At 62.8% G+C, this 20,668-nt stretch carries 17 protein-coding genes; 13 read left to right on the plus strand and 4 right to left on the minus strand.

Annotation, left to right across the window (positions count from 1 at the left end; genetic code table 11):
- Positions 1-35: 35 nt before the first annotated feature.
- Both AC1Q64_RS12840 and AC1Q64_RS12845 read right to left on the minus strand, forming a co-directional pair.
- The gene (locus tag AC1Q64_RS12840) at positions 36-1,703 is read right to left on the minus strand and encodes a methyl-accepting chemotaxis protein (protein WP_291433551.1); all 1,668 of its coding nucleotides are present in this window, start codon (positions 1,701-1,703) and stop codon (positions 36-38) included.
- Between the two features lie 119 nt (positions 1,704-1,822).
- Positions 1,823-4,084: a heavy metal translocating P-type ATPase gene (locus AC1Q64_RS12845; protein ID WP_492251583.1), complete on the minus strand. Its 2,262-nt coding sequence runs from the start codon at positions 4,082-4,084 to the stop codon at positions 1,823-1,825.
- Between the two features lie 166 nt (positions 4,085-4,250).
- On the opposite strand from AC1Q64_RS12845, the gene AC1Q64_RS12850 reads away from it, so the two are divergent.
- Positions 4,251-4,454: a heavy-metal-associated domain-containing protein gene (locus AC1Q64_RS12850; protein ID WP_121421756.1), complete on the plus strand. Its 204-nt coding sequence runs from the start codon at positions 4,251-4,253 to the stop codon at positions 4,452-4,454.
- Between the two features lie 32 nt (positions 4,455-4,486).
- Complete coding sequence (gene cueR / locus AC1Q64_RS12855; protein WP_492251584.1) at positions 4,487-5,029, plus strand: Cu(I)-responsive transcriptional regulator; 543 nt, start codon at positions 4,487-4,489, stop codon at positions 5,027-5,029.
- Between the two features lie 65 nt (positions 5,030-5,094).
- Here the strand turns inward: cueR and AC1Q64_RS12860 are convergent, their stop codons facing one another.
- Positions 5,095-5,952 (minus strand): TetR/AcrR family transcriptional regulator, encoded by an 858-nt coding sequence (locus tag AC1Q64_RS12860; protein ID WP_492251585.1) that lies wholly within the window; start codon positions 5,950-5,952, stop codon positions 5,095-5,097.
- A gap of 155 nt (positions 5,953-6,107) precedes the next feature.
- Between AC1Q64_RS12860 and AC1Q64_RS12865 the strand changes: the two genes are divergently transcribed.
- The 10 genes from AC1Q64_RS12865 (at position 6,108) to AC1Q64_RS12910 (ending at position 17,537) form a co-directional block, all read left to right on the plus strand.
- Positions 6,108-6,971 (plus strand): ABC transporter ATP-binding protein, encoded by an 864-nt coding sequence (locus AC1Q64_RS12865; RefSeq protein WP_492251586.1) that lies wholly within the window; start codon positions 6,108-6,110, stop codon positions 6,969-6,971.
- Positions 6,968-7,849, plus strand: a complete 882-nt coding sequence (locus AC1Q64_RS12870) for a branched-chain amino acid ABC transporter permease (RefSeq protein ID WP_492251587.1) — start codon at positions 6,968-6,970, stop codon at positions 7,847-7,849. The genes AC1Q64_RS12865 and AC1Q64_RS12870 overlap by 4 nt, the downstream gene beginning before the upstream one ends.
- 94 nt (positions 7,850-7,943) lie before the next feature.
- Positions 7,944-8,981, plus strand: coding sequence for a branched-chain amino acid ABC transporter permease (locus AC1Q64_RS12875; protein WP_492251588.1), 1,038 nt, complete (start codon positions 7,944-7,946; stop codon positions 8,979-8,981).
- A 17-nt stretch (positions 8,982-8,998) separates the two neighbouring features.
- Positions 8,999-10,177, plus strand: coding sequence for an ABC transporter substrate-binding protein (locus AC1Q64_RS12880; protein WP_492251589.1), 1,179 nt, complete (start codon positions 8,999-9,001; stop codon positions 10,175-10,177).
- 13 nt (positions 10,178-10,190) lie between these two features.
- Positions 10,191-11,009, plus strand: a complete 819-nt coding sequence (locus AC1Q64_RS12885) for an ABC transporter ATP-binding protein (RefSeq protein WP_094289924.1) — start codon at positions 10,191-10,193, stop codon at positions 11,007-11,009.
- Positions 11,006-12,808, plus strand: coding sequence for an AMP-dependent synthetase/ligase (locus AC1Q64_RS12890; protein ID WP_492251590.1), 1,803 nt, complete (start codon positions 11,006-11,008; stop codon positions 12,806-12,808). The genes AC1Q64_RS12885 and AC1Q64_RS12890 overlap by 4 nt, the downstream gene beginning before the upstream one ends.
- An 86-nt stretch (positions 12,809-12,894) precedes the next feature.
- A complete protein-coding gene (locus AC1Q64_RS12895; RefSeq protein WP_492251591.1) occupies positions 12,895-13,728 on the plus strand; it encodes an enoyl-CoA hydratase/isomerase family protein in 834 nt (277 codons plus the stop codon).
- Between the two features lie 167 nt (positions 13,729-13,895).
- The gene (locus AC1Q64_RS12900; protein WP_291433579.1) at positions 13,896-14,669 is read left to right on the plus strand and encodes a pirin family protein; all 774 of its coding nucleotides are present in this window, start codon (positions 13,896-13,898) and stop codon (positions 14,667-14,669) included.
- 32 nt (positions 14,670-14,701) lie between these two features.
- Positions 14,702-15,454, plus strand: coding sequence for a gamma-glutamylcyclotransferase (locus tag AC1Q64_RS12905; RefSeq protein ID WP_291433581.1), 753 nt, complete (start codon positions 14,702-14,704; stop codon positions 15,452-15,454).
- Between the two features lie 220 nt (positions 15,455-15,674).
- Positions 15,675-17,537, plus strand: a complete 1,863-nt coding sequence (locus AC1Q64_RS12910; RefSeq protein WP_492251592.1) for a beta-galactosidase — start codon at positions 15,675-15,677, stop codon at positions 17,535-17,537.
- Between the two features lie 127 nt (positions 17,538-17,664).
- Here the strand turns inward: AC1Q64_RS12910 and AC1Q64_RS12915 are convergent, their stop codons facing one another.
- Complete coding sequence (locus tag AC1Q64_RS12915) at positions 17,665-18,720, minus strand: recombination-associated protein RdgC (RefSeq protein WP_291433585.1); 1,056 nt, start codon at positions 18,718-18,720, stop codon at positions 17,665-17,667.
- A gap of 345 nt (positions 18,721-19,065) precedes the next feature.
- On the opposite strand from AC1Q64_RS12915, the gene AC1Q64_RS12920 reads away from it, so the two are divergent.
- A complete protein-coding gene (locus AC1Q64_RS12920; protein WP_291433586.1) occupies positions 19,066-19,638 on the plus strand; it encodes a Spy/CpxP family protein refolding chaperone in 573 nt (190 codons plus the stop codon).
- Positions 19,639-20,668: the final 1,030 nt, after the last annotated feature.

Below are 20,668 nucleotides of genomic sequence, written 5' to 3' on the forward strand. Positions count from 1 at the left end.
AACGGCGCACGGCCCGCAAGCAATCAATGACTCGGTCAGTGCGTCAGGCGCGCCTGCGCGGGGCCTGATGCCAGCGCCTGGGGTTGCTGCCCTGCATACGGTGCGGCCACTGCGCCGCTGTGGCCGTAGCCGGCCGCCGATTCGGCCAGACGGAACTGCTGCACCACGTGCGACAGGCGCGCCGCCTGCTCGCGCAGCGACTCGGCCGCAGCGGCAGACTCTTCCACCAGCGCGGCGTTCTGCTGCGTCATGCGGTCGATCTCGCCCACCGAGCTATTCACCTGGCCGATGCCGGCCGACTGCTCGGACGCTGCCGCCGTGATCTCGCCAATGATGTCGCCCACGCGCTGCACGCTGCTCACGATGTCCTTCATGGCCGTGCCGGCTTCTTCCACATGGCGCACGCCGCCGTCCACGGCCGTCACGCTGCTCTGGATCAGGCCCTTGATGTCGCTGGCCGCCGCTGCGCTGCGTTGCGCCAGGCTGCGCACCTCGCTGGCCACCACGGCAAAACCCCGGCCCTGCTCGCCCGCACGGGCGGCTTCCACCGCCGCGTTCAGCGCCAGGATGTTGGTCTGGAAAGCAATGGAGTCGATCAGGCCGATGATGTCGCCGATCTTGCGGCTCGATGTCGAGATCTCGTGCATGCTGGCCACGGCCTGCTGCACCACGCCACCGCCATGCGTGGCCATCTGCGAGGCCGAAGCCGCCAGCTGGTTGGCCATCTGCGAGGACGATGCCGTCTGCTGCACCGTGGACGTGAGCTGCGACAGCGAGGACACGGCCTCCTGCGCGTTGCTAGCCGTCTGCTCGGTGCGCTGCGACAGGTCCTGGTTGCCCGTCGCGATCTCCTGGCTGGCGGTGGCGATGTTCCCGCTGGCATCACGCACCTGCGCCACCAGCGCGCCCAGGCCCTGCTGCATGTCGCGCAGCGCGCGCTGCAGGTCAGCCACCTCGTCCTTGCCCTCGGCCGCAATGTGCTGCGACAGGTCGCCACCAGCAATGGCCTGCGCCATCTTGCGTGCGTCTTCCAGCGGACGGCAGATGGAGTTCATGTTCATCAGCGTGGTGGGCACCACCACCACCACCGTGATCAGCACGGCCAGCACAAACAGCCACTTGGTCTGGTTGGACACCTCACCTTGCTGCGCCACGGCCTTGCTGACCTCATTGCGCAGCACGGTGTCCAGCTCGGTCATCAACTTGTCGGCCTCGGCAAACTCGGCCACAGCCTTGCCGCTCATGCGGTTGGCAATGGTGGCCGTGTCGTAGCCACCGGCCTCCAGCTGGCGGGCAACATGCGCAAACAGCTCGCGATAGCTGTCGAGCTTGGTGATGATGTTGCGCACCACCACGTTGTCGGCATCGTCCGCGCCTTCCAGGAACGTCCCTGCGATCTTCTTGGCCTTCTCATGGCTCGCCAGCCACTTGGTGTGCGCAGCCTTCACCGCCTCGGGCTTTTCGTAGCCGATGATCATGTCCTTCTCGAACTGGCGGATGGCCCCCATCTCGCCACGCAGCTCGGCCATGGTGCTCACCTTGACGAACGCGTTGTCCATGAAGTTCTGGCTCATGTCATGGATGCGGAACATGCCCAGCATGCCCGCCCCCCCCAGCAGTCCCAGCAGGCCCAGCACCACGCCAATAGCACCCAGCATGCGCAAACGTATGGTGAACTGCCGCATGAGCGAGAAGAGATTCATGATCTGTCGTCCTTGATATAGCTATGCCAATGCGACTGCAGCCAACCCCCCCGGGGCCACAGATTCGCAACAAATCGTTGCAGTTTGCCAGACATCGATGACCGCGCTGTACGTATTTATCACATGCGCCACCGCTTGAGTAAGAGGGCATTCGCCATCACGCTCACCGAACTCAGCGCCATGGCCGCCCCTGCCACCACCGGGCTCAGAAAGCCCAGCGCCGCCAGCGGAATGCCCGCCACGTTGTACGCAAACGCCCAGAACAGGTTCTGGCGGATCTTCATCACCGTGCGGTGCGAAATATCGAGCGCTGCGGCCACCAGCATCGGGTCGCCCCGCATCAGCGTGATGCCCGCCGCGTGCATGGCCACGTCGGTGCCGTTGCCCATGGCCATGCCCACATCGGCAGCAGCGAGCGCCGGGGCATCGTTAACGCCGTCGCCCACCATCGCCACTTGATGGCGCTTGCCATCAGGCCCTTGTTGCAACGCCACCACCTTCGCGGCCTTGTCGCCCGGCAGCACCTCGGCCATCACCTCGCCCGCGTCGGGGTCCAGCCCCAGGCGCCGGGCCATCGCCTCGGCCGCGCCCCGGTTGTCGCCCGAGATCATCACGGTGCGGATGCCACGCGCCTTCAGCGCAGTCAGCGCCTCGCGTGCACCGGGCTTGGGTTCATCACCAAAGGCCATCAGTGCACGAAGCGCCAACCCTTCGGTCACGCGCTGGGCCACAGCCGACACGGTGGCGCCATCGTTCTGCAACTGCTGTGCCCGCGCTGACAGCGCCCCCATGTCCACCCCCAGCTCCTGCATCCAGCGCAGGCTGCCCACCAGATAGCTCTGGCCATCCACCTCACCCTCGGTGCCGCGCCCAGGCACGGCGCGCACGTCCTGCGCGGTGGCCACGCGGATCTTCCGCTCGCCCGCAGCCACCACCACGGCACGCGCCAGCGGGTGTTCGCTGCCGCTTTGCACCGCAGCCACCGCCGCCATCACGGCCGTAACGTCCAGGCCGGGCACCACCTCAAACGCCGTCAACCGGGGCTGCCCCACCGTCAGCGTGCCGGTCTTGTCAAAAGCCACCACATCCACCTTGTGGGCCAGCTCCAAGGCTTGCACATCCTTGATCAAAATGCCGTTCTTGGCTGCCACGCCCGTGCCCGCCATGATGGCCGCCGGTGTGGCCAGCCCCAGCGCACAAGGGCAGGCAATCACCATCACGGCCACAGCGTGGATCAGCGCGGCCTCCATGCCCACGCCCATCCACAGCCAGCCCAGCAACGTGGCCAGCGCCACCACCAGCACCACGGGCACGAAGATGGCCGACACCTGGTCCACCAGCCGCTGGATGGGCGCCTTGGCCGCCTGCGCGTCTTCCACCAGCCGGATGATCTGGGCCAGCACCGTCTCGGCGCCCACGGCCGTCACCGCCATCACGATGCGGCCATCGCCGTTGATCGAGCCACCCGTCAGCGCCGCGCCCACATCGCGCGCCACGGGCAAGGGCTCACCCGTCAACATGGATTCATCCACCTGCGTGTGGCCCTCGTGCACCGTGCCATCCACGGGGATGCGCTCGCCGGGCCGCACCACCAGCTGGTCGCCCACCAGCACCTCGGCCACCGGCACATCCACCTCGCCATCTTTGCCCAGCAGGTGCACTACATCCGGCCGCAGCGCATGCAGCGCGCGGATGGCGGCCGTGGTCTGCCGCTTGGCGCGCGCCTCCAGCCACTTGCCCAGCAACACCAGCGTGACCACCACGGCCGACGCCTCAAAGTACAGATGCGGCACATGCCCTGGGTGATCGGTGGGCGCCGTGAGCCACAGCCACATCGACAGGCCCCAGCCCGCACTGGTGCCCAGCGCCACCAGCAAGTCCATGTTGCCGCTCAGCGCCTTGGCCGCATGCCAGCCCGCCTTGTAAAAGCGTGCCCCCAGAATGAACTGCACCGGCGTGGCCAGCACAAACTGCACCCAGGCCGGCAACATCCAGTGCTGGCCGAACAGGTCACCGATCATGGGCAGCACCAGCGGCGCCGACAGCAGCAGCCCGATGCCCACGGGCATGAAGCCCGCCCAGGGCGGCAGGTCCTCAGGTGCATCCTCCTGCCCCGCCGCACGCGGCTCGTAGCCCGCGTTGCGCACCGCGCGGCGCAGCAGTGCCTCCATGGCGGCAGCATCGGCGCCCACGCTGGTGGCAAAGGCAATGCGGGCGGATTCGGTGGCCAGGTTTACCGAGGCCTCCTGCACGCCCGGCACCTTGCGCAGCGCACGCTCCACGCGGCCCACACAGCTTGCGCAGGTCATGCCGGAAATGCCCAGGTCCAGCGAGTGGACGGGCTCGGGCGCGGTGTTGGGGGTTGTGGTGATGGTGTTCATGGCGGGGATAGTGATCCTTGACGTGATGGCAAGGTCAAGCATTGATATTGATCAACCCTCACACCATGAGTGTCTTGAACGGCGTTTGACTCTGCCACGATGTCAAGCTTCAACATTCGCTTCGGTCGCATCAACGGCCGTACTCCAACCACCACAAGGACACACCATGGCAACCACCACCACATTCCAAGTGCAGGGCATGACCTGCGGCCACTGCGAACGCGCCGTCACCCAGGCCGTGCAGCAGGTAGACCCAGACGCCCAAGTCCGCATCGACCGCGCCAGCGGCAAGGTGGACGTGGACAGCACCGCACCGCGCGAAGCCCTGGCCGCCGCCATTGCCGAAGAAGGCTACACGGTCGCGGCCTGAGCGCCATCCACCCACCCAGCGAGGGCCACACCATGACCACGCCCCATTCCACGCGGACCACGACGGGCCAAGCCGCCAAAGGCAGTAAAGGCAGCACCAAGGCCGCCACAGCGCCCCGCGCCCTCTCCTGGCCCGTGCCCATCGGCGTCGCTGCCCAGCGCGCGGGCATCTCGGCGCGCATGGTGCGGCACTACGAATCGCTGGGCCTCATCAGCGGCGTAGGCCGCACCGACAGCGGCTACCGCCAGTACACCGAGGCCGACGTGCACGCCCTGCACTTCATCCGCCGCAGCCGCGACCTCGGCTTTTCGATGGAAGAAATCGCCGAACTGCTGGGCCTGTGGCACGACCGCAGCCGCGCCAGCAGCCAGGTCAAGCGCATCGCGCAGCAGCACATCGACGACCTGAACGAACGCATCGCCCAGATGCAGGCCATGCAGCGCAGCCTGCAAACGCTGGTGTCCTGCTGCCAGGGCAACGACCGGCCGGACTGCCCGATATTGGATGACCTGGCGGCAGGGCAGGCAGAACACCAAGCACCCAGGGCACCGCGCAAAACTCTATCAAATCAATAGCTATTAGCGCAGATTTCACCGGCGCTTCTGGTGGTTTTTGTTTGATATCTGTGCTGGCAGGCCCGTCAAACACCACCAGACCGTGCTGAGGGCTTGGTCTTGCCAACCGCGGTCTTTCGGCGGGGAGAGGGCGCAGGCGCAGCGCCAGCAGGTGGAACCAGGGCCTGCCCAGGCCGCCGCAGCACCCCCTCACACAGCGTCGCAATGCACTGTTGCGCCACCTGCTCGGGCGTGTACTCGCCGCCGGGCTGGTACCAGCGGCCGATCCAGCTCAAGGCGCCCGCAATCACAAAGGCCGTCATCTTCGGGTCGCACGGCTGCAGCGATCCTTCTGCCACGCCCTCGGCCACCAGGCGGCGAAACTCCTGGTCGATGGCGGACTTGAGGCGCCGCAGCTCCTTGCGGCTCTCAGGCGGCAGCTGCTCGTCGCCCACGCGGATCAGGCACATGCCGAAGTCCATGGTGACGATGCGCGCGTACACCTGCATGCAGGTCATGAGCTGGTCAATGGCCTTGCCGCCAGCGGCACGCGATGCCTCGATGCCCTCCAGCATCATGTCCAGGCCCTGGCGCACGCACTGCAGCAGGATCTCGTCCTTGTTCTTCACGTAGTAGTACAGCGTGGGCTTGGTCACGTTCAGGCGCGCTGCGATGTCGTCGAGCGAGGTGGCGTGAAAGCCGCGTTCGTTGAACAACTGGGCCGCCGCCTGCAGCACGGCGTTGCGCTTGGCCTCGCGCTGGCGCTCGCGGTGCGACACCGGAGGCCAGGGCGAAGCCGCTGCGGCATGGGCGGGCGCAGGCACGGCCTTGGCCTGCTTGGCCGCTTTGACCGGCGCAGCCCGCTTGGCAGCGGGTGAAGAAGACGGCGCTGCGGCGGTGGAGGTGGCGCTGCGGCGGCGGGGTGCCACTTTGGCGTGGGGCATGGATGGCAGTTCCTCGGGAAAGTACGGATGCTGATGAGGGTCGCGGCTTCCAGAATCTACTTGCGAGTAAACAGTTTACGCACAAGTAGGAAATTTGCGCTGGGTTCCATCGAAATTTCTGTCAAAAGCTGCAGTCAACCCGTATTAGAAAGCCAATGGAGACAACCCCTTCCGGCCCCACTGCTGCCACGCCCCTGCTGCAGGTGCAGGGCGTGACCCTGGCGTTCGGTGGCGTGAAGGCGCTGACCGGTGTGGGGTTTGATGTGCAGCCGGGCTCCATCACCGCCGTCATCGGCCCCAACGGCGCGGGCAAGACCTCGCTGTTCAACACCATTTCGGGCTTTTACCGGCCCAGCCAGGGCTCGATCCGCTTTCAGGGGCAGGACATCACCCGCGTGCCCGCGCCGCAGCGCGCCAAGCTGGGCCTGGGCCGCAGCTTTCAGAACATTGCGCTGTTCCGGGGCATGACCGTGCTCGACAACATCAAGCTCGGCCGCCACGCGCACCTCAAGACGAACGTGCTCGACGCCCTGTTCTACCTGGGCCGCGCGCGCCGCGAAGAGGCCGAGCTGCGCCGCGACATCGAGGAGCGCATCATCGACTTCCTCGAAATCGACCACATCCGCCACGCGCCCGTTTCGGCCCTGCCCTACGGCCTGCAAAAGCGCGTGGAGATGGCGCGTGCCCTGGCCATGCAGCCGCAGATTTTGATGCTGGACGAGCCCGTGGCCGGCATGAACCGCGAAGAGACGGAAGACATGGCGCGCTTCATCCTCGACGTGCGCGAGGAGTGGGGCGTGACGGTGCTGATGGTGGAGCACGACATGGGCATGGTGATGGACCTGTCGGACCACGTGGTGGTGCTCAACTTCGGCCAGGTTATCGCCCAGGGCACACCGGCCACCGTGCAGGCCGATCCGGAAGTCATACGCGCCTATCTGGGCGCAGGCGACGTGGGCGACCTGCGTGCCAAGCTGCGGGCCAGCGGCCACACCACCAATGCACAGGGAGCCGCATGATGGATTGGGCCTACCTGTTTGAAATCAGCCTCACCGGCATTGCGGGTGGCGGGCTGTATGCGCTAGCGGCGCTGGCCTTTGTCATGGTCTACAAGGCCACGCGCGTGGTGAACATCGCCATTGGCGAGCTGCTCATGATGGGCGCCTACCTGTTCTTCACCTTCGCTGCCACGTTTGCGCTGCCGCTGTGGCTGGCCATTCCGGCTGCAGTACTGGGCACAGGTCTGCTGGGCGCGGTGATCGAGCGCACCATGATCCGGCCACTGCTGGGTGAACCGCCGATCTCGGTCTTCATGGTCACCGTGGGCCTGGCCTCTGTGCTGGTGGGCCTGGTCGAAATGATCTGGACGGCCGACCAGCGCCGCCTGCCCGACTTCATGCCGACGCAGCCCATCATGGTCGGCGATGCGTTCCTGGCACCCAAGGTGTTCTGGGGCGCGGTGATTGCCATCGTGTTCATCGCAGCAGTGCTGGTGGTGTTCCGCTTCTGGCGCGGCGGTGTGGCCCTGCGCGCTACGGCCAGCGACCAGGCGGCCGCGTATTCGGTGGGCATCAACGTGCCGCGCGTGTTCTCGCTGGCGTGGGTGGCATCGGCCATGATCGCCGCGATCTCCGGGATCATCGTCGGCTCGATTGGTGGCATCTCGTCCAGCATGGGCGTGTTCGGTCTGTCGGTGCTGGTCGTCGTCATCGTGGGGGGGCTCGACAGCGTGCTGGGCGCACTCATCGGTGGTGTGCTCATCGGACTCATCGAAGCGCTGGCCGGGGCCTACCTGGGCGGCGAATACAAGCTGCTGGCCACCTTCATCGTGCTGGTCGCGGTGCTGCTGGTGCGACCCTACGGCCTGTTCGGCACCCACGAAATCGAGAGACTGTAAAAACATGAACCCCCACGTTCATCACCTCGTGTATTCACTGCCCCCCAAGGGGGCGCAGGCCTCCCTTGGGGCGGCCCGGCGGCGGGCCTGACCTATGCGCATCGGAACCCTCAAGGAAACCTACATCGCCGACGCGGCGCTGTTCGACTCGCGCACGCAAAAGGTGTGGCTGGCCGTGGGCGCTGCGCTGCTGGTGCTGTTCCCGTTCATGGCCAGCGACTACTGGCTGTACCTGGCCTGCCTGGTCAGCATCAACGTGGCCAGCGCCACGGGGCTCAACATCCTCACGGGCTACACAGGGCTCGTGAGCCTGGGGCAGGCAGCCTTCATGGGCCTGGGCGCCTACACCGTGGCCGTGCTGGAAACCAAGGTGGGCACGCCGTTCATCCTGAACCTGCTGGCCGGTGGTTTGGTGGCCATGCTGGGTGGCATCGTGGTGGGTATCCCATCGCTGCGCGTCAAAGGTCTGTACCTGGCGATTGCCACGATTGCCGCATCGTTCATTGCGCACTTCATCTTTGCCAACTGGAAGTTCACCGGTGGCACCGGGGGCCTGAGCGTGCCGCCCGCCAAGCTGTTCGGCATGGAGCTTGATACCTCGTTCCACCTGTACTGGCTGATCGTGCCCGTCACCCTCCTCATGCTGCTGGGTGCGGCCAACCTGTTTCGCACGCGCGTAGGCCGTGCGTTCATCGCCATTCGCGACCGCGACATTTCGGCCGAGGTGCTGGGCATTCCGCTGCTGCGCTACAAGCTGCTGTCGTTCGGGCTTTCGTCGTTCTACGCGGGTGTGGCAGGCGGGCTGTGGGCGTACTTCTTTCGCGTGGTCACGCCCGAGAGTTTTCCGCTGCTCATGTCCATCTTCTTCCTGGCGGCCATCATCGTGGGCGGCATGGGCTCCATCCTGGGCGGCATCCTGGGCGCAGTGTTCATGACCATGGTGCCCGAGCTGCTCAAGCTCGTCGTGGGCCTGCTGCCCGGCGGCACGGAACTCACCGTGTTCCTCTCGCCCGTGCGCACCGTCATTTTTGGTCTGCTCATCATCGGTTTTCTCGTCTTCGAGCCCCATGGCCTGGCCGAAGTGTGGCGGCGCGTCCGTCGTTTCTTCCATCTCTGGCCTTTCAGAAACTAAACCACCAGGAGACACGCATGCACAAGACCCTCACCTCACCACGCCGCCGCACACTGCTGGCCGCCGCTGGCGCCGCCGCACTCACCAGCCCGCTGTCGGTGCTGGCGCAGTCGGGCGAAGACATCGTGATTGGCGGCTCCATCCCGCTCACCGGCGTGTTCGCGTTTGCGGGCGTGGGCATCAACGCAGGCATTGGCGACTACGTGAAGATGGTCAACGACGCGGGCGGCATCAAGGGCCGCAAGCTCAAGTACGTGCCCGAGGACACGGGCTACAAGGTCGACGTGTCCGTGGCCGCGTACAAGAAGATCACCAGCCAGAACAAGGTTCATCTCTACTACGGCGACTCCACAGGCTTCTCCAAAACCATCAACCCCGAGCTGGACCGCGCGGGCACCACGCTGATGGCCGGGGCCTCGTTTGCATCAGAGCTGAACGACCCCGCCAAGTACCCGAACCAGTTCCTCGTGGGCCCCGACTACACCGAGATGTTCGGCATCCTGCTCAAGCACATCGCCAAAGAGAAGCCCGGCGCCAAGGTGGCCTTCGTGTATTCCGACTCGGAATTCGGCCGCGACCCCATCGAGAAAAGCGAGGCCGAAGCCAAGAAGCTTGGCCTGTCGGTGCCCGTCAAGATCATGACGCCCGCCGGCAGCGTGGATGTGTCCACCGAAGTCATCAAGCTGCGCCGCGCAGCCCCTGACTACACCATCTTCCACGGCTACATCCTCGCGCCCATCCCCGAGTTCATCACCCAGGGCAAGCAGCAGGGCATGACCAGCAAGTGGATGGGCACCTTCTGGACCATGGACAGCTCCACCGTGATGAAGATGGGCGACGCCGCCGACGGCTTCATGGGCGTGATGCCCTACCGCTATTACTACGACACCGAGAAGGCGCCCATGCTGGAGAAGATCCGCGCACTGCGGCCCGAGTACCAGAGCACGGCCTACATCCAGGGCTTCCTGGCCGCCATGCTGTTCACCGAGGCGGCCAAGCGCACGCTGGATGCGGGCAAACCCCTCGATGGCAAGAACCTCAAGGCTGCACTCAACAGCATCAAGGACTTCGACACGGGCGGACTCATCGGCGTGCCGATCACCATCAGCGGCAACTCCATCCCCGTGGGCCGTGTGTACCGCGCCGACATGAAGGCGCAAAAAATGGTCGCAGCATCGGACTGGATCAAACTCTGACCTCGCCTTTGCCATGACCCAGCCAACCCCGGCCCACGTCCTCGAAGTCAACAACATCGAGGTCATCTACAACAAGGTGGTGCAGGCCCTGCGCGGCCTGTCGCTGGCTGTGCCGCGCGGGCAGATCGTGGCGCTGCTGGGCAGCAATGGGGCGGGCAAGAGCACCACGCTCAAGGCCATCTCGGGCCTGCTGGCGCTGGAGGATGGTGTGGTCGAAAGCGGCAGCATCCACTTCAATGGCCAGCCCACGGCCGCCGTGGCCCCGCAGCAGCTGGTGCGCAACGGCCTGAGCCACGTGATGGAAGGCCGCCGCGTGTTTGAAGACCTCACGGTCGAAGAGAACCTAGTGGCCGCCACCTATGCACTCACGGGCCGCAAGGATGCAACGCCGGATTTCGACCTGGTCTACAGCTACTTTCCACGTCTGCATGAGCGGCGCAAGGGCCTGGCCGGGTACCTGTCGGGCGGCGAGCAGCAGATGCTGGCCATTGGCCGCGCGCTCATCGCGCAGCCCCAGCTCATCCTGCTCGACGAGCCCTCGCTGGGGCTTTCTCCGAAGCTGGTGGAAGACATCTTCACCATCATCGCGCGCATCAACGCCGAGCGCGGCACCAGCATGCTGCTGGTGGAGCAGAACGCCACCGTGGCGCTGGCCGTGGCGCACCGGGGCTACATCATGGAGAACGGCAAGATCGTGATCGATGGCACGGCCGAACGCCTGGCCAACGACCCGGATGTGCGCGAGTTCTACCTCGGCATGGGTGGCGGTGGTGAGGCGAAAAGCTTCAAGGACATCAAGCATTACAAGCGTCGCAAACGTTGGCTGTCATGAGCACACTTCCCGAACTCACCCTGCCCCAGATGCTGCGCGAACGCGAACGCACTGATTCGCAGCGCATCGCCATCCGGCAAAAAGACTTCGGCATCTGGAAGCCGTTCAGCTGGGCCCAGTACCACCTGCGCGCCAGCCACTTCGGCCTGGGCCTGCGGGCACTGGGCCTGCCTGCGGGCGGGCATGTGGGCGTGATCTCCGAGAACCGCATCGAATGGGTGCTGGCCCAGATGGGCGCGGGCCTGGTAGGCGCCGTGACGGTGGGCGTGTACCCCACCAGCCCCACCAACGAGGTGGCCTATGTGGTGGGCCATGCCGACATCGAGATCATGGTTTGCGAAGACCAGGAACAGACCGACAAGCTGCTGGCCGCGCTGCCCGAGCTGCCGCGCCTGAAAAAGATCGTGGTCATGGAGACCAAGGGCCTGCGCAGCTTTGCGCCCCAGGTGCGGCAGTTCATCACCACGTTTGACGAGGTGGAACGGCTAGGCGCGGCATCCAATCAACAAACCATCATCGACGACGCGCTCGGACACCAGACGCTGGACGATGTGGGCCTGATGATCTACACCTCGGGCTCCACCGGTAAGCCCAAGGGCGCGATGATTTCGTACCGCAACATCCGGGGCGTGGTGCCTGGCATCGTGGACCGGCTGGAGCTATCGCGGGACACCACCCACCTGTCGTACCTGCCGCTGTGCCACGTGGCCGAGCAGATGCTGACCAGCTTTGTGCCCGTGTACCTCGGCTCGCAGGTGAACTTTGGCGAATCCATCCGCACCGTGCAGGAAGACCTGCGCGAGGTCGCGCCCACCATGTTCCTGGGCGTGCCGCGCATCTGGGAAAAACTGCACGCCGCCATCCACATCAAGCTGCAAGAAACCGGCGGCCTGCGCCGCGCGCTGTTCCACAAGGCCTACAACGCCTGCAAGCCGCTGGCCGAAAAGCCGCGCAGCGCCTGGAGTGCTGGCGACAAGCTGACCTTTGCTGCCAGCTACTGGCTGGTGTTCCGCGCGCTGCAGAACTTCATTGGCCTGCGCAATGCCCATGTGGCACTCACGGGCGCCGCGCCCATTCCGCCCGATGTGGTGCGATTCTTCCGCGTTCTGGGCGTACCGCTCATCGAGGTGTATGGCCTGACCGAATCCACCGGCATGGTCACGGGCCACCGGCCGGACCATGTGGTGGTGGGCACCGTGGGCGTGCCCACGCTGGGCGTGGAGCACCGCATTGCTGACAACGGAGAGCTGCAGATCAAGGGCGACATGGTGTTTGTGGGCTACTACAAGAATCCTGAGGCCACGGCCAGCAGCATCATCGACGGCTGGCTGCATACGGGTGACGTGGTGCGCGAGGAGCAAGGCCAGATCAAGATCGTGGACCGCCTCAAGGACATCATGATCACGGCCGGCGGCAAGAACCTCACGCCGTCCGAGATCGAGAACACGATGAAGGGCAGCCCCTTCATCAAGGAATGCATCATCGTGGCCGAGGCGCGCAAGTTTGTCGGCGCGCTGGTGATGATCGACTACGAGACCGTGGGCAAGTGGGCCGAGGCACGGCGCATTCCGTTCACGCACTTTCGCTCGCTGGTGGAGCACCCCGAGGTGCGTGGCCTCATCGACGCCGAAATCAACCAGGGTAACCAGCGCTTGGCGCAGGTCTCGCAAATCCGCAAGTTCCACCTGCTGACCAAGGAGCTGGACCACGACGACGGCGAGGTGACCGCGACCATGAAGGTGCGTCGCTCCAGCATCTACAAGACCTATGCGTCCGAGATCGAGGCGCTGTACCAATAGCCCTGGGCTCAGCGCATTGGGACCCACTTACTATCAAAACAGGAGCTGATAGCGCAATATCCACTAGCGCTTGAAGCGGATTTGACATGAAAAAAACCGCCACAGACCCTGCAGCGTCCTCCACCGCACCGTCCGCGCCCGCCCCACAGCCGCCCCTGCTGCTGGAGCGCATCGGCGCCATCGCCACGCTACGCTTCAACCGGCCCGATGCACTCAACGCCATTGACGTGCCCATGGCCAACGCTTTCCTCGCAGCCGTGCAGACCCTTGCCGCCGACCCTGGCGTGCGGGCCGTGGTGCTGTGTGGCAACGGCCGGGGCTTCATGGCCGGGGGCGACCTGGCCACGCTGCGCGCTGACCCAGTGCAGGGCGCCATCGACATCCTCACACCGCTGAACCAGGCCCTGCTGCTGATGGCGCAGATGAATGCCCCTGTCATCGCGCAGGTGCACGGTGCGGCCGCAGGTGCGGGCTTGAGCCTGGTGCTGATGGCCGACTATGTCATCGCCGCCGAAGGTACGCGCTTCAACCTGGCGTACATCAACCTGGGCACCAGTTGCGACGTGGGCGCATCGTGGGCGCTGCCGCGCATCGTGGGCGTGCGCCAGGCGCTGGAGATTGCGCTGCTGGGCGAAGCCTTCACGGCCGACGACGCACTGCGCCTGGGCCTGGTCAACCGCGTCGTGCCTGCCGCCGAACTGGACCGTGCCACCACCGCCCTGGCCCAGCGCCTGGCCAGCGGCCCCACGCTGGCTTACGGCGCGATGAAGCGCCTGATGCGCGCGTCGATGGACCACACCCTGCCCGAGCAACTGACCGCAGAAAAAGACGCCTTTGTGCACTGTGCGAGCACCGAAGATTTCCGCGCAGGGGTGGAGGCTTTTCACCAACGCCAAAGCCCGCAGTTTGTGGGGCGCTAGTCCGACATCCCTTTTCTTTCATATTCCCTGTTGTGCCATGGCCGCCCTGCGCAGGCATTGGTCACGGTTCCAGAACACACCGTTTGCCCGCCCCCGGTTTATCCCGGCGCCGAGGCCGTCTACAGTCCACACAGTGTCACCACTGGATGCGCGAAAGACAAATCCCCATGATCACCGTCCGTCCCTCCTCCGAACGGGGCCGGTCCTCCACCGGCTGGCTGCACAGCGCCCACAGCTTTTCGTTTGGCGATTACTTTGATCTGCGCCACCAGGGCCATGGCAACCTGCAGGTGCTCAACGACGACACCGTGGCGCCTGGCAAAGGCTTTGGCACCCACGGACACCGCGACATGGAGATCGTGAGCTATGTGCTCGAAGGCGCCCTGGCCCACCAGGACAACCTGCACGAACGCACCGGGCAAGGGCCCGTCACCACCACTGCATCCAAACCACCAGATCCTGATCCTGCAGCGGCCCCCACGGGCATCCTGCGCCCCGGCGACGTGCAGCGCATGAGCGCGGGCTGGGGCGTACGGCACAGCGAGTTCAATGCGCTGCACGACCAGCCCACCCATTTTCTGCAGATCTGGATCAAGCCCCTGTTCACAGGCATCCGCCCCAGCTACGCGCAAAAACACTTCCCACCCGCAGACCGCAGGGGCCGCCTGGCGCGCATTGCCTCACGCAGGGGAGACGACGGCTCCGTGAGCATGAACGGCGACGCATCTATCTGGGCAGGCCTTTTCGATGGCGACGAAACCGCCACACAGGTGCTGGACCCCGAGCGCCTGGCCTATGTGCATGTGGCCCGGGGCACGCTGCAAGTCAACGGCGTTGTTCTGTCCGGCGGCGATGGCGCCTTGCTGGACGGCGAGAGCACGATGACGCTGCACGACGGCAGCAACGCCGAGGTGCTGGTGTTTGACCTGGCGCGGCGTTAAACCGCCTGATCAAAGCGCATGGAACTGGCGGTATGACCCCCGACAACGCATTCCTTCACTTGCCCGAGCTGCAGGGCCGACTGACCCCCGCCCATGCCTCGGGCCTGCGGCTTACCGACGAGGTGCTGGCCGAATGGGACGCACAGGCGCGCTGCCAGGGCCTGCCCGCCCACTGGCGCCTGCCCGACAGCGAGGTCGAGCGCTCCCGCCGCGAGGTGCTGGCGACCATCCACGCGCAGCAAGACCCCCTGTGGGTGTTTGCCTATGGCTCGCTGATGTGGAACCCCGGCTTCCATTTCGACGAAGTGCGCCGCGCCCGCCTGCCCGGTTTTGCACGCCGCTTTGCGCTGAGCACCACCATCGGCCGGGGCACACCCGATTGCCCGGGCCTGGTGCTGACCTTGCAGCGCAGTGGCGACGCAGACCCGCAAGGCTGCGAGGGCCTGGCATTTCGCATCCCGGCCCCCTTGGTGGATGACGAATCCCGCCTGCTATGGCGGCGCGAAATGATCACCGGCGCCTACTGCCCTCAACTGCTTCCTTTGCCCACCCCCCAGGGTGAGGTGCAGGCTCTGGTGCTGGTGGCCAACACGGCCCATATCCATTACCAGGGCGATCTGACGCTGCAGGCAACGGCCGCGACGATTGCCACCGCCTGCGGGCGCATTGGCAGCAACCGGGACTACCTGGAGCAGCTGGTGCGGCAGCTAGATGTGCTGGGAGTGAAAGACGGGTATGTAGAAGTGCTGCACAAGCGAGTGGCACAAGAGAAACCAACTACCTGAAATCTGCGGCAGTCCGTGCCCAAGGGTACAACCCTTGTAACCACCGGGTTCGTCCCCGACAAATGCGGGCATGGTCCATGAAACAATAGTGAAGAAAACGTCTATGCCCATAGTTCTTCCTTCTCCTAACACTAGGCGCTCTTCGCGTGAAAGTATTGCTCAAACCTCTTGAGATTCGGAATACAGGGGCAGCGCCTCAAATTTATTCATAGCCCCTCCCATGAAAAAAATTATCTTTATCGCAGCATTTCTTTTTTCTTCTATCGCCTTTGCCAACACTCTCTCGTCCAAGGGACCTGTCTCAAGCATCATTGTGATGCCTTGGGATATCAATCAGGATGCCAATTTACTGAAAAGCATCAAAAAACATGGCTTTAGTCATGTGACTTTCTATCTGAATTGGTCCGACATTGAGAATCAAAAAGACCAATATCAATTTTCCCACTATTACAAGTATCTTGATGCAATTGTCAACAGCGGACTTTCTCTGATACTGGTCCTCGACATGGGGGGGCGATCATATCTCGATGAAAATGGAAAAAAAATACCGGATACATCCACGGTACCCGCATGGATCTATAAGAATCATCCAGACTTAGTAATGAAAAATTTTTCTGGAGACTATCAATGGCAATTAGATTTCACCGACGAATTGATTAAAAATAAATCAACGGAATTCGTTGAAAAAACAGTTCTCCATTTCTCCAATCGCTACCCTAGAAAAATACTTGGCTTTGCAATAGGCCTACAGGAGGAGCATGAGATCAAATATGGACAAACTGGCTACCAATGGCGTGACTACAAGGAATCTACTCAGCGGGATTTTTTAAAAAAGTATGGCACATCCCAACCTAGGATCGACTACAACAACAACATTCAACTTGGCCCCCAAAAGATCGAACCGCTTCTCCACGCGCACAAGGAATACCGAGAAAACCGACTCCGTAATGCCACATGTCTATATGCCAAAGTAATCCAAAAAAGTGGATCCTTGGCAATAGGTTACTTCGCGGAGACCTTCACCTCGCATGACGCCATCTATGCAACTGGTGTTGTGGAAAAATTGGCAGACTGCATCGATATTGCCGTTATAGATTTCAATTTCTATGATGGATATAAACTTATTCCAGACACGGATGTTCTTCCTACGCTCGCCAACTACCTGGCTTCATTAGGATATAAGCAAATCATGGTAGGAGCCTATGCCGAAGTATGGGAAAGGCAAAAGAAAACTCATGAGCTGATTCCTTACATCAACCACACTATCACTCAAGCGCTTTCTCAGGCTAACGTCATTGGCTTCGAAGTGGGAGGCTTTCAGCGCCAGGCAACTGCAGGTCAGTCAGCAACTATCGATACGGAAAAGCTCAGTACCATTTCGATCAAGTCGCCAAATGACAAGTCAGCGCCTCAGAAACAAAAGATCAGGATTGGTATTCTGGGCTCCTCCACAAATTTCTATGTCTGGCATGGAGAACGAAGTGCAGGCCGGAACATCCATCGGGACGCGCTGTTTGCGGCGTACAAAATCCTTAGTAGCCAGCCAGAACTGGATGTTCATGTTATTGGTGAAAAAAATCTGCTTCAGGAAGACCCCATCATTCAAAGTTTTGATGCCATCTTGGTTCCGCACCAAGCAGCGCTACCGCAAAGCATCAAATCCAAACTGACCACCTATTGGAAAGAAGGGGGTACGCTTATTCAGGACATGCGCCTTGGAGAGTTTGATGAAAATGGGGCAGCAACTGCCGACTGGATGAACGAGGTTTTTGGTATTTCCAAGATAAAATGGAAAAACAAAGGCGGCGTATTTTTGATCGAAAATGAAATCTACCGCCTCAAACCGTCGTCTCGCCTCTACACCAGCTACGCTTCCATAACCCCCCGCCAGGGTTACAAGCTGCTGGCGACAGACATCCTGCATCGCGATACGGGCATCATGGTGCGGGGCGAGCGCACCCTGGCCTTTGGGTTCATGCCGCAGTTGGTCGAAGACAAGACAAAGGAAGCCTGGAGAAAACTGTTCCTCCGCGAAATCATGAACGTAGTGCCTAAAAAATCAGCCCCCATGCAAGCGAAGTAGCGTTTTTTAGGGCGCGATGATTTGCACAATCCACCGACTTGATCAGTGCACCCCGCGCAACGGGCTCACACAGGCCCCTTGCTGACAAGGCTCAAAGCGCAAGGTTCCAGGGCTCTCCTTGCCCTGCTCAGAACGGCGCCGACTCCGGGTCCGTATCCACCGGTACCTCTTTGGGCCCGGTCACCACACCACCGCCAACGGTTTTGTGTGCGGGTGTGGATGGGGAAGGCGCTGAAGGTCGCGCGGCAGGAGCTGAGCTTGTCATAGCCACCGCCTTTGCCGCGCTGGCCACCCCACTCTCAGACTCCCCCCCCAGCGCCTCTATCAGATCCGGAATCAGCTTGACCAGCTCGCCCGTGGCAATGGCAACGTCCGTGTCAAAACCGCCGTCGTCCGCCTTGGTGCCTTCAAACACCGTGTCCAGGAACGACACCTTCTTGATCTGAAGGCCTTCGGTGAGCATGAAGCTCACACGGTCGTCCCAGGTGAGGGCGAGTTTGGTGGGCAGCTTGCCAGCGTCGATGTGGGCCTGCACCTCCTCGATGTCCAGTGGGTGGCGGGCGTAGCGCACCACGGCTTTTTCTTCGTTGGCGCTTTTCAGTTCGCACTCGCGGTCCACAGTGAAGCCTACTGGGGGCTCCTGTTCCTTGAGCCAGTGGGCCATGGCGGCTTGCGGGCTGGTCTGGGTGTCGAGCAGCGATACCGACAGGCCAGGCAGCGATTCGACCAGCAAGGTCACCACTTCATCGGCGCGGCCCTGGCTACCGGTGTCCAGCACCAGCAGACGCGAAGCGGTGTCGATCCAGATCCACATGGACCCCTGCTTGGTGAAGGCCATGGGCAGCAGGTCCAGCTTGGCCTCGTCTTTCAGCTCCTTGCTTTCCTTCTTGCCGGGTTTGCGGCCAGTTTCCTTTTCGATGCGTTCGGCCTTTTCCTTCACCTTGCGGGCCAGCACGCTGCCGGGCAGCACCTTGGTCTCGACCATGAAGCGCAGGATCCACTGCCCGCCCACAGACTCGACCAAGGGGCCATGCAGTTCGCCCCGGGGCGGCACCCAGCCCAGCGACTTCTCCTGCGTGGCGCCACATTCCTGGAACGGGGCCTTGGCCAGGGCCTCTTCCACTTGCGTCAACTCGACCTGCCATTGCGGGGCAATGCGGTACACGATCATGTTCTTGAACACGGAAAACCTTTGGTTGGGGTCGCTGCGAACAACGACACAGACACGGAACCCGCCATTGTCGGCGGTCGCCACGCAGGCGCCGGGCCGGTGGGGCGCTGACAGCCTTTGAGGGACCTTCAGGGGACTATGAACGCTATGCTTTCAATAGCAAACAAGGCATAAGTGACTAGCGCATAGGCAGTGATTCGCCCAAATAATTGCCTGAAGCTGCTTTGCAAGCGTTCGCCACAACTTTACACAGCCTCACCCAACGCGCACGGTGGCGATACGTGAGCGGCAGACACTGGACCCCAATCGCTGAAACGGTCGTTGCAGCGAGCTCACCACCGTGAAAGGACTTCCACAATGGCATCCCGTTTCTCCCACCACATCTCTCACCGTATTGCCGCCACCGCCCTGCTCGCCGCCATGGCGTTGCCCGTGCTGGCACAGCAGCCTCCTGCCACGCCTCCTGCATCACCCGCAGCCCCGGCCAAGGCCGCCGAGGGCCGCCATGAACGCCACCATGGCGACATGGCACAGCATCACGCCAAGCGGCTGGCAGACCTCAAGGCCCAGCTCAAACTGACCCCCGCCCAGGAACCCGCCTGGACCTCCTTCACCACCGCCATGCAACCCGGCGAACGCCCCGCCCGCCTGGACCGCCAAGACATGGACAAGTTGACCACCCCTGAACGCATCGACCGCATGCGGGCACTGCGCGCCCAGCACGCTGCCGAAGCCGACCGCCGTGGCGAAGCCACCAAGACCTTCTATGCCACGCTGACCCCCGAGCAGCAAAAGACCTTTGACGCCAAGGCCCACCGGGGTCACCCCATGGGTGGCATGCGGGGTGGCGAAGGCCGCCACGGGCACGGAGACCACCACGGCGGCATGCGCGGGGGCGAAGGCCGCCCAGCACCCGCTCCGGCCAAGTAAGGCCCCAGGACAGGCCAACGCCTGACGATCGTGGGCGGCCAAGGCCCAGCCGGTACTCCTACACCGCCAACCCGGCGTTCTTCACAGAACGCCGGGTTTTTTTGTTGTGCGGCCAGCCCGATAGGGAGCAACGGACCGCACAACCCGACACGACTGTGGATAACTCTGGGCACAGTTCTGGCACAACCAGGCAGTTATCCACACAAAAAGCCGCCGCCCGAAAGTTGTTGTCGGTGAGCCCCGCACTTTGTGCAAGCCGCCCCACATACTTTGCCGCGACGTAAGTGCGCGCCAGCATTGAAGAAAAAGTGCTTGTCCACACAAACATGCGTTCTCTACTACTACTGCTATTTATATATAAAGCTATTAAAGAATAACCAGAACCCCAACTCCGGGGTACCGATCACACGGCTGTGACATGCCGTTCTGCCCATGGGGGGCCTGCCAGTAAGAACATCACCACCAGGCAGTGGTGACAACAGCTCCAACGGCTCTGCCGATCACTCATGCCCTCTGGGGTATCTACAGGAAGTTGTTGGCCGGTGAAAACGGCGTTCCTACCTGGTGCGGGGGATGCGCCACACCAAGGTGCACAGCGCTGCATTGACCGTCATTCGTACCGGTTGGAACGACCCCGCCAGCTTCCCCACCCTGCGGCGGTACAGGAATCGTTGCATCACAAACCCTTATTGCTATTAATTTATGAGCAAACAAGGCATGTATTCGTACGCTACCAGCCGTTTTGATCCAGATTTCTGCCACCTATGCGCCCGGTGCGTAAAACTGGGGACAGTTCTGGCACAACCGGGGGCTTATCCACAGAAAAGTGCGATCAGCACCTTTTGTCCCCGCTCGGACGACAACGAGAGCAGGGCTTGGTGCACAGGGTTGCTGGCAGGCTAAGTGCGCGCCAGTGCAGACAAAAATGCAGTTGTCCACACGCAAGACCGCCCTCTACTACTACGACTATGTATTTATAAAAGAAATAAGAAGAAGACAGAGGACAACCATGCAGGGGCTACCGGTCGGG

Source organism: Acidovorax sp. GW835-FHT14G06, from assembly GCF_058793595.1.